Here is a 12,592-nt window from a genome sequence, read left to right on the forward strand (position 1 = left end):
GCGGCGGCGGCGCGGCAGGCGCGGGAGGAGGGGTGGCTGGGCCGTGGCGGATGGCATCGAAGCGGGCCGCCAGGGCGGCGTCGCCGAGCACGCCGAAGAAGGCGCCAAAGGCCAGTGACAGGCGTTGCAGCAGCGACGGCGGCGTGCGGCCGTCGGAGGATTTCGGGTCTTGTGGGTTCATTGCAGGTTCCAGGGCGACCGAAGGCCGCGTGGGCGCGGCGCGGCAGCGCAGCGCCGCCGTCGGGGACCCGGAGTATCGGTGGTCGCGGCGAGGGCCGCATGGCGGGGCGTCATGCACCGGGGCAGTGCCCGGTTGGGGCCCGGGCCCAGGAAAGATCCCGCGCCGGCGGCGGTGGCCGACGAACGCCCGGCCGGGGTGGTCGCCGGCCGTGCAGGCCATGCGCCAAGGCGTCACGCCTGCGTCACACCGACCGATCACGATCACGGGCCATGCGGCATGACCCACCTGCCCCCGACGACGACGCTCCGGCCTCCAAGGCCAGGCTGAGCGTGCGCACGGCCTGGATCTCCGACCTGCACCTGGGCACGCCCGGCTGCCAGGCCGTGGCGCTGCTGGAGTTCCTGCGCGAGCTGGAGTGCGAGACGCTGTACCTGGTCGGCGACATCATCGACGGCTGGCAGTTGCGCCGCAGCTGGTACTGGCCGCAGGCCCACAACGACGTGGTGCAGAAGGTGCTGCGCAAGGCGCGCAAGGGCACGCGGGTGGTGTTCGTGCCGGGCAACCACGACGAGTTCCTGCGCCGCTACGTGGCCCACAACTTCGGCGGCGTCGACGTGGTCGACGAGGCCGAGCACACGCTGGTCGATGGACGCCGCCTGTGGGTGACCCACGGCGACCTGTTCGACGGCGTGATCCAGTGCGCCCCGTGGCTGGCCCACGTGGGCGACCTGGCCTACGAGTTCACGCTCAAGGTCAACCGCTGGCTGAACGGCGCGCGCGCCCGGCTGGGGCTGCCGTACTGGAGCCTGTCGCGCTATCTGAAGGGCCGTGTCAAGCGGGCGGTGAGCTACATCGGCGACTTCGAGGCGGCCGTGGCCCGGGAGGCCCAGCGGCGCGGCCTGCAGGGCGTCGTGTGCGGGCACATCCACCACGCCGAGATCCGCAGCATCGACGGCATCCTGTACTGCAACGACGGCGACTGGGTCGAGAGCCTGACGGCGCTGGTGGAACACCACGATGGCCGCCTCGAGATCATCGACCGTGCCAGCACCGCGCGCCTGCCGCACCGGGCTGTGGTGCCCGCGGCCCATCCGGTCGACGTGGCGCTGCCGGGGCTGGACCTGCCCGTGGCCGCGTCGCTCGACGTGTCGGTGGCCGCGCATGCGGCGGGTGGCGACGCGGGCACGGTCCCGGGCGCCGTCCGGGCCGACGCGACCGCCCCACGCCGTGTGATCGATGTGACGGTGATGTGACAGTGGCGCCCCGCCTGGACGACCCCGTGGCGGGGGGGGCGACCGTCGCCGTACCGAGACGCGGCGGGCGATTCTGGATGTTGCCGGGCGGTGCAGTCTGGTGCGAACCGATGACAGCGTCACGCGCCTGTCACATGCGCTCCCTAGAGTCTGGTCATCGGCACTCACCGTTGCCAAACCCAACCCTGAAAGGCCCACCATGACATCGACTCTCCTTCGCGCCGCCATCGCTTCGGCGGCCCTGTTCTCCTTCGCAGCGCAAGCCCAGGACGTGACCGGCGCCGGCGCCACCTTCCCGGCGCCGATCTACGCCAAGTGGGCCGACGCCTACAACAAGGCCACGGGCGCGCGCATCAACTACCAGTCGGTCGGCTCGGGCGCGGGTCTGAAGCAGATCCGTTCCAAGACGGTGGACTTCGGCGCCTCGGACATGCCCTTGTCCGATGAGGATCTGGCCAAGGACAACCTGTTGCAGTTCCCCACGGTGATCGGCGGGGTGGTGCCGGTGGTCAACATCGCGGGCATCGCGCCTGGGCAGATCAAGCTCACCGGGCAGGTGCTGGGCGACATCTACCTGGGCAAGATCACGAAGTGGAACGACCCGGCGCTGGTGGCGCTGAACGCTGGCGTGCCGCTGCCGGCGGCCGACATCGCGGTGGTGCGCCGCGCGGACGGTTCGGGCACCAGCTTCATCTTCACCAACTACCTGTCCAAGGTGAACGCCGACTGGAAGGCCAAGGTCGGCGAGGGCACGGCCGTGAACTGGCCCATCGGCGCGGGCGGCAAGGGCAACGAAGGCGTGGCCGCGTTCGTGCAGCGCCTGCCCAACTCGATCGGTTATGTCGAGTACGCCTACGTGAAGCAGAGCAAGATGTCGCATGTGCTGCTGCAGAACCAGGCGGGCGCCTTCGTGGCGCCAGATGACCTGAACTTCAAGGCCGCGGCAGCCAGTGCCGATTGGGCCAAGAGCTTCTACCAGGTGCTCACCGACCAGCCCGGCAAGGACGCCTGGCCCTTGACCGGCGCCACCTTCATCATGATGCACAAGCTGCAGAGCAAGCCGGCCAACGCGACCAATGCGCTGAGGTTCTTCAACTGGGCCTTCAGCAGCGGCGACAAGCTCGCGGCCGACCTCGAGTACGTTCCGCTGCCCGACTCGGTCAAGGCCCAGGTGCGCAAGCAGTGGGCCGACAATCTGAAGGATGGCACTGGCAAGGCGGTCGCCTACAAGTGATGTCGCGAAGGGCGGGCGAGCATGCCCTTGCGCGAGTCGGCCCCGACTTCGGCCTTACCAGCGAGGGGTGCCTTGGCAGCCACGTTCCCCATGAACCCCAACGACCAGGACGAGCGAGTGAAGCCAATGCAGCACCAGCAGCCGCCCGAGCGCCGCAGGGTGGCGCCGTGGGCCGACAAGGTGTTCTCGCTGCTGGCACACGGGGCGGCGTGGTTCACGCTGGCGCTGCTGGTGGGGATCATCATCTCGCTGATCGTGGGTGCGGCGCCGGCGATCCGGCACTTCGGGCTGGGGTTCCTGTGGTCGACCGACTGGGACCCGGTGCAGGAGAAGTTCGGCGGGCTGGTGATGATCTACGGCACGGTGGTGACCTCGGTCATCGCGCTGCTGATCGCCGTGCCGGTGAGCTTCGGCATCGCGCTGTTCCTCACCGAGATGTCGCCGGGCTGGCTCAAGCGGCCGCTGGGCATCGCGGTGGAGTTGCTCGCGGCCGTGCCCTCCATCGTCTACGGCATGTGGGGGCTGCTGGTGTTCAGCCCCATCCTGTCCACCTGGATCCAGCAGCCGCTGCAGTCGGTGTTCAAGGGCGTGCCCGTGCTGGGCGCGCTGGTGTCGGGCCCGCCGGTGGGCATCGGGCTGCTGTCGGCCGGCATCATCCTGGCCATCATGGTCATCCCGTTCATCGCTGCGGTCATGCGCGACGTCTTCGAGGTGACCCCGCCGATGCTCAAGGAGTCGGCCTACGGGCTGGGGGCCACCACCTGGGAGGTCGTCTCGCGCGTGGTGCTGCCGTACACCAAGACCGGGGTGGTGGGCGGCATCATGCTCGGGCTGGGGCGGGCGCTGGGCGAGACCATGGCCGTGACCTTCGTGATCGGCAACTTCAACCAGCTCGACTCGCTGTCGCTGTTCGAGGCCGCCAACAGCATCACCTCGGCGCTGGCCAACGAATTTGCCGAAGCCGGCGAAGGGCTGCACCAGGCCTCGCTGATCTACCTCGGGCTGGTGCTGTTCTTCATCACCTTCGTGGTGCTGGCGCTGTCCAAGCTGCTGCTGTCGCAACTGCGCAAGGGTGAGGGGTCGCGCACATGAGTACCCTGTCGAACGAGACCTCGTCCTCCGGGGCCTTCACGGCCACGCAGCAGGCCGGCCGGCTGGCCATGCACCGAAGCCGCAAGCGGCGCAACGTGGTGGCGCTGACGCTGTCCCTGGGGGCCATGGCCTTCGGGCTGTTCTGGCTGGTGTGGATCCTGTTCGAGACCGTGCGGCTGGGCGTGGGCGGGCTGAACCTGGCGGTGTTCACCGAGATGACCCCGCCGCCGCAGGCCGAGACCGGGGGGCTGGCCAACGCCATCTTCGGCTCGCTGACCATGGTCGGGCTGGCCACGCTGATCGGCACGCCCATCGGCGTGATGGCCGGCATCTACCTGGCCGAGTACGGGCAGAAGACCTGGCTGGGCAGCGCCACGCGGTTCATCAACGACATCCTGCTGTCGGCGCCGTCGATCGTGATCGGGCTGTTCATCTACGCGGCGGTGGTGGCGCAGGTGAAGAGCTTCTCCGGTTTTGCCGGGGTGCTGGCGCTGGCGCTGATCGTCATCCCGGTGGTGATCCGGCAGACCGAGAACATGCTCAGCCTGATCCCGAACGCGCTGCGCGAGGCGGCGTACGCGCTGGGCACGCCGAAGTGGAAGGTCATCTCGGCCATCACGCTGAAGGCGGCGCGGGCGGGGGTGGTCACGGGGGTGCTGCTGGCCATTGCGCGCATTGCCGGGGAGACCGCGCCGCTGCTGTTCACGGCGCTGTCCAACCAGTTCTGGACCAGCGACCTGCGCGAGCCGATGGCCAGCCTGCCGGTGACGATCTTCAAGTTCGCGATGAGCCCGTACGAGAACTGGCAGAAGCTGGCCTGGGCGGGGGTGTTCATCATCACGCTGGGCGTGCTGGCGCTGAACATCGCCGCGCGGGTGTTCCTGCGCAACAAGCACTGACCTGCCACCAGCCCTGCCGCACAAGCCACGAGGCCCCAGAGGACCCCTGCCATGGACACCCGAGTCGACCACGCCATCACCGAGCGAGCCAAGATCTCGGTGCGGGACCTGAACTTCTACTACGGCGGCTTTCACGCGCTGAAGAACATCAACCTGGACCTGCCGGAGAACAAGGTCACGGCCTTCATCGGGCCGTCGGGGTGCGGCAAGAGCACGCTGCTGCGGATCTTCAACCGCATGTTCGAGCTCTACCCGGAGCAGCGCGCCGAGGGGCAGATCCTGCTGGACGGGGCGAACCTGCTGGACCGCAGGATCGACGTGAGCCTGATCCGCGCGAAGGTCGGCATGGTGTTCCAGAAGCCCACGCCGTTCCCGATGTCGATCTACGACAACATCGCCTTCGGGGTGAAGCTGTTCGAGTCGCTGCCGCGCGTCGAGATGGACGAGCGGGTGGAGTGGGCGCTGAGGAAGGCCGCGCTGTGGGGCGAGGTCAAGGACAAGCTCAACCAGAGCGGCTCGGGGCTGTCGGGCGGGCAGCAGCAGCGGCTGTGCATCGCGCGGGGCATCGCCATCAAGCCCGAGGTGATGCTGCTGGACGAGCCGTGCTCGGCGCTGGACCCGATCTCCACGGGCAAGATCGAGGAGCTGATCACCGAGCTGAAGTCGGACTACACGGTGGTGATCGTCACGCACAACATGCAGCAGGCCGCGCGCTGCTCGGACTACACCGCGTACATGTACCTGGGCGACCTGATCGAGTTCGGCCCGACGGCCGACATCTTCATGAAGCCCAAGCGCAAGGACACCGAGGACTACATCACCGGCCGTTTCGGGTAGAGAGGGTGTTGACGTGATGAATGGCACCCGCGTGAGGCCCCAGAGTGGGCCCAATCTAGGCGCAAAGCGCAGCCATAGCCCGGCCTATGGCGAGCATTTGCAACGACGAGTGGGCCCACTCTGGGGCCTCACCCTTCGGGCCGGGGTACCCAAGGGTGCTGGCGGGCGTTGCACGGCTTGCCCAGGCTGCCAAGCATGCGCTGCGCCGTGCGCCTACTCCAGCGCCCTTGGCCACCCCGGCGCGGGTGCCATTCATCACGTCAACACCCTCTGAGGGCACCATGACCGACAAGCACCTCTCCACCCAGTTCGACGCCGAACTCAGTGCCATCTCCACCCGCGTGCTCGAGATGGGCGGGCTCGTCGAGTCGCAGGTCATCAATGCGGTTCATGCACTCGCCAACTTCGACGGCGACGCCGCAGCGCTGGTGCTCAGGCAGGAGATGCAGGTGAACACGATGGAGGTGGCGATCGATCGCGACCTGTCGTCGATCATCGCCCGGCGCCAGCCCACCGCACGGGATCTGCGCCTGCTCATCGCCGTCTCGAAGATCATCGCCAACCTCGAGCGCATCGGCGACGAGGCTGCCAAGATCGCCCGCACGGTGCAACGTTTGCTGAACGCCGGCAGTTCCAGCCGCATGCGCCTGCCGGTGGCCGACCTGTCGTTCGAGTGCGAACTGGCCACGCGGCAATTGCGCAAGGTGCTCGATGCGTTCGCACGGCTCGACACTGTGGCCGCGGTGGAAGTGCTCAAGCACGACGACCAGATCGACCAGGAGTTCGAAGGCCTGATGCGCAAGCTCATCACCTACATGATGGAAGACCCGCGCACCATCTCTGCCGCCATCGACCTGGTGTTCGTGGCCAAGGCCATCGAGCGCGTGGGCGACCACGCCAAGAACCTGGCCGAGGTCATCATCTACATCGTCAAGGGCACCGACGTGCGGCACAACCCGTTCGAGACCATCGAGTCGCTGGCCCGCTAGCCGACACCCGGAGATGCGAGGATGACCCGAATCGTGGTGGTCGAAGACGAAGCTGCCATCGCGGAGCTCATCGCCATCAACCTGCGGCATGCGGGCCACGAGGTGATCGTGGCGCCCAGTGCCGAGGACGCGCGCAGCGAAGTCGACGCCGAACTGCCGGATGTGGTGCTGCTCGACTGGATGCTGCCGGGCCAATCCGGTTTGTCCCTGGCGCGGCAGTGGCGCGCGGCCGAACGCACGCGCGACCTGCCCATCATCATGCTCACCGCGCGCAGCGAGGAGGGCGACAAGATCGCCGGGCTCGACGCCGGTGCCGATGACTACCTGACCAAGCCTTTCTCGACCAACGAGTTGATGGCCCGCATCCGCGCCGTGCTGCGCCGCAAGGCGCCGCAATCGATCGACGACGCGGTGGAAGTGGCGGGGCTGCGGCTCGACCCGGCCACGCACCGGGTCGACCACGCCGGGCGCGACGTCAAGCTCGGGCCCACGGAGTTCCGGCTCCTGCACTTCTTGATGACCCATCCCGAGCGCGTCCACAGCAGGACCCAGTTGCTGGACCGTGTGTGGGGCGATCACGTGTTCATCGAGGAGCGCACGGTCGATGTCCACATCAAGCGCTTGCGCGAAGCGCTCTTGCCGGCGCAGTGCGCGGGCATGATCGAGACCGTGCGCGGTGCTGGGTACCGGCTCACCCGCCAGACTGGCGCCGTCTCGTCGTGAGTTCGTTTCGCCGATGAGTTCGCTGCTGCAACGCCTGCCGATGGCATTGGCCTCGCTGGCCGTCGGCGGGGTGCTCGGCCGCGTGTTGGGCGAGGCGGTCGGTTCGCCCTTGTGGGGCCTGACGCTGGGTGGTGTCGTCGGCTCGGCGGCCTGGGTGTTGCTGGATGACCTGCGTGCCTCGCGATTGGTGCGGTGGCTGTCCATGGCGACGGATCGAGAGGCCCCGCATGGCGCTGGCCTGTGGGGTGAGATGGGCTATCTCGTCGAGCGCGCGCTGCGCCAGCGAGACCAGGCGTTGGCACGCGAACGTGACCGGCTGACCCAGTTCCTGTCGGCCATCGAAGCTTCGCCGAACGGGGTGTTGTTGCTCGATCCGCTCGACCACATCGACTGGTGCAGCCTGGTGGCGGCCGATCACCTGGGACTCGACGCCCGTCGCGACCTGCGCCAGCCCATCACCAACCTGGTTCGTTCGCCGGAATTCGTGTCCTACCTCAAGGCCGGCGACTGGGACGAGCCGGTGACCTTCGCGCTGCCTGGCGGTGGTTGCACGTTGACGGTGCTGGTCAGGGGCTATGGCGATGGCCAGAAGCTGGTGCTGTCGCAGGACGTCACCGAACGCCTGCGCGCCGACACCATGCGCCGAGACTTCGTGGCCAACGTGTCGCACGAGATCCGCACGCCCTTGACGGTGCTGGCCGGCTTCCTGGAAACCATGGAGAGCCTGCCATTGAGCGAGACGGAGCGGGCTCGAATGCAGGCACTGATGCGACAGCAGACCGATCGGATGCAGGTGCTGGTGGCCGACCTGTTGACGCTCGCGCAGTTGGAAGGCAGCCCGCGCCCACCGGCCGACCGGTGGGTGTCCGTGGACGTCCTCGTGCAGCGGGTGCTGCAGGACGGGGAGGGGCTGTCGAAGGGGCGGCACCCGATCACCGCCGTGGGCCTCGACGGCGCCGCGATTGCCGGCATTGAATCCGAACTGCAGAGTGCCCTGAGCAACCTGCTCTCCAACGCCGTGCGCTACACGCCAGCCGGCGGACAGATCGAGGTGACCTGGCTGCTGCGGGCCGATGGCAGTGGCGAGTTGGGCGTCACCGACAGCGGCATGGGCATCGCAAGGGAGCACCTGTCCCGCTTGACCGAGCGCTTCTACCGGGTCGATGGCAGTCGCTCGCGCGAGACCGGTGGCACAGGCCTGGGGCTGTCGATCGTCAAGCACGTGATGCAGCGCCATGGCGGCAACCTCGACATCGAGAGTGAGCCGGGCAAGGGGTCGACCTTCCGGCTGCAGTTTCCGTCCGGACGGGTGCGACCGGGTCACACCGCGATCAGCGGACCGCGATTCGCCGATACACCAGCGTGAGTTCGTTGCGTTCGGTCGGCCGTCGCTCGGCGGCCACTTCCTGCCAGCCCTGAGGCGGCAGCGGCTTCGAAGTGCCGCGGCTGACCAGCACCATCCAGTCACAGGGGCCGTGGGCTGCGCCGATCGACGCGTCGACGCGCCGCCGGGCATGAAACTCGAGGGCGGCCACCAGCGACGGCGAGGCCTCGGGTGCCGCCACGCAGGCGCCAGGCGGCAGCGCACGTGCCACGCGGTCGATCAACGGACGGTAGCTGCGGGCATAGTCCAGCAGGGGCAGCCACAGCGTCATCAGCAGCAGCCAGCACAGGGCGACACCGCCAGCCGGCAACACCAGGCTCTTCCACAGCGCGGCTCGGTGCCGGCTGGTGCGCCAGCGCACCAGCCACAGCCAAGCCAATGTGCCCAGCGCGCCGAACAACAGTTCAGGCACCGAGAACGGCGACTCGAAGCCTGGCGCGAGTCTGGCCACATTGGCGGCCGGTTTGGCCGGCAGGCCAGTTTGCAGCGACAGGTAGATCACCCAGATGGCCAGCCCGCAGGCGCTGAAGAAAAAGACCGAAAACCAGTCGATCGCCGCCGCCGCACTGCGACGCAGCGTGGGCAGGGCAAAGGCCGCCAGCACGGCGATGCCAGGCAGCCCGAGCATCAGGGCGCGGTCGGATCCGCCCATGCCGATGCTGGACCCCAGCGCCACAGCCACCGAGACCAGCGGTACCGCAAGGTGACGGTGCCCGAGGTGGCCGCGCCAACGCCACAGCGTCCATCCTGCCAGCGCCCAGGCGGGCCACAGGAACCACAGCCACAGTTTGCCCAGCTGTCGCGGGTCGATCGCCTGGGGCGCCAGGCGCCAGGCCCAGCTGTGCACCGGCCAGGCCACCAGCGCTGCCAGCAGCATGGCGCCGGCCAGCCAGGGCGCGAGCGATCGGGCGGCGACGTCCCGATCGCGCCACGTGACGGCCAGTGCCCCCAAGCCCATGGCCAATGCCATCGCGGGCGCCCCGCTGCCCGCCAATGCCGGCAGGGCCAGCATCACGCCCAGCCGCGCTCCACGTGCCCGGTGCGGCGCCGCGGCCAGGGCCCATTGCAGAGAGGCCACTGCCGCCAACTGCGCGAGTTCCGGCGTCGTCTCGTGCCCCAGTTGCAGCAGCCCGAGCGTGGCAATGACCGCGAGCAAGGCGCCATCGGCAATGGCACGGGCGTAGTCCACCGTGTCGGCTTCGCCACCGAAGGCAAAGGGCAAGGGTTGCGCGGCATCGCCTCGGGCGAGATGGAACGTGGCGTACCACACCGCTGCCAGCGTCAGCGCCAACAGCAACGCGAAAGGCAACCGGGCAGCCACCGTCGCATCGAGCCAGGGCGACCCGACGACGATGCCCAAGGCGCCGATCCAGTGGGGCAGCAGGGCGGCGTCAGTCGGCACGCCGCCAAGGGCGGGTGACAGCCAGGGTGCGCGGCCTTCGGCCAGCGCGAGCATCTGTCCGAAGGCGTTGAGGTCGGCGCCGCGCCAGGGGTCGCGACCGAACAGTCCAGGCAGCACATAGGCCGCGCAGAACAGCATCAGGGCCAACCGCGGCAGACGCTGTACGGCGTCGCGTGCCACCAGGGCGGGAGTGGGTGTCGAGCTCACGGGTCGATGATGCACGCAGACACGAAAAAGGGCAGCCGAAGCTGCCCTCTTGCCAAGCGCTGGGAGATCAACCTTGCTTCTTGTTGATGCCCAGGCTGGCGAACTTGTTGCGGAACTTCTCGACGCGACCACCGAGGCTGTCGATGCTCTTCTGCGTGCCGGTGTAGAAGGGATGGGTCTCGCTGGTGGTTTCCAGCTTCACGAGCGGCAAATCGCGGCCATCGTCCATCTTGACGGTTTCTTTCGTCTGCACCGTGGAACGGGTGACGAACTTGAAGCCATTGGACAGGTCCACGAAACACACGTCGCGGTAGTTGGGGTGAATGCCCTCTTTCATCGAACACCTCTCGCTGTGATCAACGGCAGCCACGCAGCACCATGCGGCGCACTTGCCAAAGCGGAAAACCGCGCATTATAGCGGGTGCGTCTGGCCTCAGCCGCCGCGCCGCATCATGTCGAAGAAGTCGAGGTTGTTCTTGGTCGACTTCATCTTGTCGAGCACGAACTCCATCGCCTCGATCTCGTCCATGTTGTACAGCAGCTTGCGCAGGATCCAGGTCTTCTGCAGGATCTCGGGCTTGAGCAGCAACTCTTCGCGCCGCGTGCCGGTCTTGTTGATCAGGATCGACGGGTAGACGCGCTTCTCGGCCATGCGGCGATCCAGGTGGATCTCGCAGTTGCCGGTGCCCTTGAACTCTTCGTAGATGACCTCGTCCATGCGGCTGCCGGTGTCGATCAGGGCCGTGCCGATGATCGTGAGCGAGCCGCCTTCTTCCACGTTGCGCGCCGCCCCGAAGAAGCGCTTGGGGCGCTGCAGCGCGTTGGCATCGACGCCGCCCGTGAGCACCTTGCCGGAGGACGGCAGCACGTTGTTGTAGGCCCGGGCCAGGCGGGTGATCGAGTCGAGCAGGATCACCACGTCCTTCTTCAACTCGACCAGGCGCTTGGCGCGCTCGATCACCATCTCGGCCACCTGCACGTGGCGTGCGGCGGGCTCGTCGAAGGTGGAGCTGATGACTTCGCCGCGCACGGTGCGCTGCATCTCGGTCACTTCCTCGGGCCGCTCGTCGACCAGCAGCACGATGAGGTGGATCTCGGGGTGGTTGGCCACCAGAGAGTGGGCGATGTGCTGCATCATCACCGTCTTGCCGGTCTTCGGCTGGGCCACCAGCAGGGCGCGCTGGCCTTTGCCGATGGGGGCGATGAGGTCGATGATGCGGCTGGTGACGTTCTCGTCGGCCTTGATGTCGCGCTCGAGCTTGAACTGCTCCTTGGGGAACAAGGGCGTCAGGTTCTCGAACATGATCTTGTGCTTGCTCTCCTCGGGCGTGAGGCCGTTCACCCGGTCGACCTTGACCAGCGCGAAGTAGCGTTCACCGTCCTTGGGTACGCGCACCTCGCCTTCGATCATGTCGCCGGTGTGCAGGTTGAAGCGGCGGATCTGGCTGGGCGACAGGTAGATGTCGTCGGTCGAGGCCATGTAGCTGGCCTCGATGCTGCGCAGGAAGCCGAAGCCGTCGGGCAGCACCTCGAGCACGCCATCGCCGAAGACCTGCTCGCCACCCTTGGCGCGCTTCTTCATGATGGCGAACATCAGCTCCTGCTTGCGCAGGCGGGCGACGTTGTCGATCTCCAGCGCCTCGCCCATCGTGATGAGCTCCGAGACGTGTTGCGCCTTGAGTTCTGAGAGATGCATTTAGGGGTTCATCCTCGGGAGGACAGGAAAAGGGGGGGCGCGTGAGGCGGGACAGGCGGGCCGGGCCTGATGCCGGACGCCATCGGGGTGCTTCGACTGCACGACCACCCTGCGCTGGGCAGGGTATCGAAGATGCACTGGGGTAGAGGCCGGAACCGCAGGCCTATCGGGTTGGGACCCGACGGCGCGGAGGCAGATCCTGGGGCGGCTGGCTCCGGCTTGTGGCGGCGGAGCCTGCTGCAATGGCGAGGATTATAGGTGCGGCTCGATGAAAGCCGTCAACTGCGCCTTCGACAGGGCGCCGACCTTGGTGGCGGCGAGCTGGCCGCCCTTGAACAGCATGAGCGTCGGGATGCCCCGGATGCCGAACTTGGCCGGCACTTCGCGGTTCTCGTCGACGTTCATCTTGGCGACCAGCAACCGCGTGCTGTAGTCCTTGGCGGCCTCGTCCAGGATCGGCGCGATCATCTTGCACGGGCCGCACCATTCGGCCCAGTAGTCGACCAGCACCGGCTTGTCGGATTTCAGGACGTCGGTGTCGAACGTGGCGTCGGACACATGCTTGATCAGTTCGCTGCTCATCGTGGTTCCTTGAAGGACCCGAAATTTTGACACAAAGGTCGGGGGCCCATCGCGCTTGCTCCCGCCGATGGGCCCAGTGCGCAGCCTTGTGAGGGGGCCAGCGCGCTGGTTCG

11 protein-coding genes and 2 pseudogenes are annotated in these 12,592 nt (G+C 67.6%); 8 read left to right on the forward strand and 5 right to left on the reverse strand.

Going from position 1 to position 12,592, the window contains the following annotated elements:
• Positions 1 to 181, reverse strand: a pseudogene (locus tag EOINJALH_RS06035) (hypothetical protein); the annotation flags it as partial.
• 269 nt (positions 182 to 450) lie between these two features.
• On the opposite strand from EOINJALH_RS06035, the pseudogene EOINJALH_RS06040 reads away from it, so the two are divergent.
• The 8 genes and pseudogenes from EOINJALH_RS06040 to phoR form a co-directional block, all read left to right on the forward strand.
• Positions 451 to 1,254: pseudogene (locus EOINJALH_RS06040) on the forward strand (UDP-2,3-diacylglucosamine diphosphatase); the annotation flags it as partial.
• Positions 1,255 to 1,633: 379 nt separating this feature from the next.
• Complete coding sequence (gene pstS, locus EOINJALH_RS06045) at positions 1,634 to 2,668, forward strand: phosphate ABC transporter substrate-binding protein PstS (RefSeq protein WP_088279421.1); 1,035 nt, start codon at positions 1,634 to 1,636, stop codon at positions 2,666 to 2,668.
• Positions 2,669 to 2,794: 126 nt separating this feature from the next.
• Positions 2,795 to 3,760 (forward strand): phosphate ABC transporter permease PstC, encoded by a 966-nt coding sequence (pstC, locus tag EOINJALH_RS06050; protein WP_404872740.1) that lies wholly within the window; start codon positions 2,795 to 2,797, stop codon positions 3,758 to 3,760.
• Entirely contained in the window at positions 3,757 to 4,659 is a 903-nt protein-coding gene (gene pstA, locus EOINJALH_RS06055; protein ID WP_088279423.1) for a phosphate ABC transporter permease PstA, read from the forward strand. The genes pstC and pstA overlap by 4 nt, the downstream gene beginning before the upstream one ends.
• 51 nt (positions 4,660 to 4,710) lie before the next feature.
• A complete protein-coding gene (pstB, locus tag EOINJALH_RS06060; protein ID WP_088279424.1) occupies positions 4,711 to 5,496 on the forward strand; it encodes a phosphate ABC transporter ATP-binding protein PstB in 786 nt (261 codons plus the stop codon).
• Positions 5,497 to 5,777: 281 nt separating this feature from the next.
• On the forward strand, positions 5,778 to 6,485 hold the full coding sequence (gene phoU, locus EOINJALH_RS06065) for a phosphate signaling complex protein PhoU (RefSeq protein WP_088279425.1): 708 nt from the start codon (positions 5,778 to 5,780) through the stop codon (positions 6,483 to 6,485).
• A 21-nt stretch (positions 6,486 to 6,506) separates the two neighbouring features.
• A complete protein-coding gene (gene phoB, locus EOINJALH_RS06070) occupies positions 6,507 to 7,208 on the forward strand; it encodes a phosphate regulon transcriptional regulator PhoB (RefSeq protein ID WP_088279426.1) in 702 nt (233 codons plus the stop codon).
• Between the two features lie 13 nt (positions 7,209 to 7,221).
• A complete protein-coding gene (gene phoR, locus EOINJALH_RS06075) occupies positions 7,222 to 8,574 on the forward strand; it encodes a phosphate regulon sensor histidine kinase PhoR (protein WP_088279427.1) in 1,353 nt (450 codons plus the stop codon).
• On the opposite strand, the gene EOINJALH_RS06080 is transcribed toward phoR, so the two are convergent.
• The 4 genes from EOINJALH_RS06080 to trxA all read right to left on the reverse strand — a co-directional run bounded on the left by EOINJALH_RS06080 (position 8,540) and on the right by trxA (position 12,479).
• Positions 8,540 to 10,201 carry a hypothetical protein gene (locus EOINJALH_RS06080; protein WP_234413683.1) on the reverse strand — a complete coding sequence of 554 codons (1,662 nt, stop codon included), beginning with the start codon at positions 10,199 to 10,201 and terminating at the stop codon, positions 8,540 to 8,542. The genes phoR and EOINJALH_RS06080 overlap by 35 nt on opposite strands.
• Positions 10,202 to 10,268: 67 nt before the next feature.
• A complete protein-coding gene (locus tag EOINJALH_RS06085; protein WP_088279429.1) occupies positions 10,269 to 10,538 on the reverse strand; it encodes a type B 50S ribosomal protein L31 in 270 nt (89 codons plus the stop codon).
• A 96-nt stretch (positions 10,539 to 10,634) separates the two neighbouring features.
• A complete protein-coding gene (gene rho, locus EOINJALH_RS06090) occupies positions 10,635 to 11,897 on the reverse strand; it encodes a transcription termination factor Rho (RefSeq protein WP_088279430.1) in 1,263 nt (420 codons plus the stop codon).
• A gap of 252 nt (positions 11,898 to 12,149) precedes the next feature.
• Positions 12,150 to 12,479, reverse strand: a complete 330-nt coding sequence (trxA, locus tag EOINJALH_RS06095) for a thioredoxin TrxA (RefSeq protein WP_088279431.1) — start codon at positions 12,477 to 12,479, stop codon at positions 12,150 to 12,152.
• Between the last annotated feature and the right edge of the window lie 113 nt (positions 12,480 to 12,592).

Origin of the sequence: Ideonella sp. A 288 (genome assembly GCF_002198735.1) — a bacterium.
Lineage (GTDB): Bacteria > Pseudomonadota > Gammaproteobacteria > Burkholderiales > Burkholderiaceae_C > Pseudaquabacterium.

Coding starts and splice junctions, on each gene's coding strand:
- pstS (WP_088279421.1), top strand. CDS start 1,634: ATGACATCGACTCTCCTTCGCGCCGCCATCGCTTCGGCGGCCCTGTTC.
- pstC (WP_404872740.1), top strand. CDS start 2,795: ATGCAGCACCAGCAGCCGCCCGAGCGCCGCAGGGTGGCGCCGTGGGCC.
- pstA (WP_088279423.1), top strand. CDS start 3,757: ATGAGTACCCTGTCGAACGAGACCTCGTCCTCCGGGGCCTTCACGGCC.
- pstB (WP_088279424.1), top strand. CDS start 4,711: ATGGACACCCGAGTCGACCACGCCATCACCGAGCGAGCCAAGATCTCG.
- phoU (WP_088279425.1), top strand. CDS start 5,778: ATGACCGACAAGCACCTCTCCACCCAGTTCGACGCCGAACTCAGTGCC.
- phoB (WP_088279426.1), top strand. CDS start 6,507: ATGACCCGAATCGTGGTGGTCGAAGACGAAGCTGCCATCGCGGAGCTC.
- phoR (WP_088279427.1), top strand. CDS start 7,222: ATGAGTTCGCTGCTGCAACGCCTGCCGATGGCATTGGCCTCGCTGGCC.
- EOINJALH_RS06085 (WP_088279429.1), bottom strand. CDS start 10,538: ATGAAAGAGGGCATTCACCCCAACTACCGCGACGTGTGTTTCGTGGAC.
- rho (WP_088279430.1), bottom strand. CDS start 11,897: ATGCATCTCTCAGAACTCAAGGCGCAACACGTCTCGGAGCTCATCACG.
- trxA (WP_088279431.1), bottom strand. CDS start 12,479: ATGAGCAGCGAACTGATCAAGCATGTGTCCGACGCCACGTTCGACACC.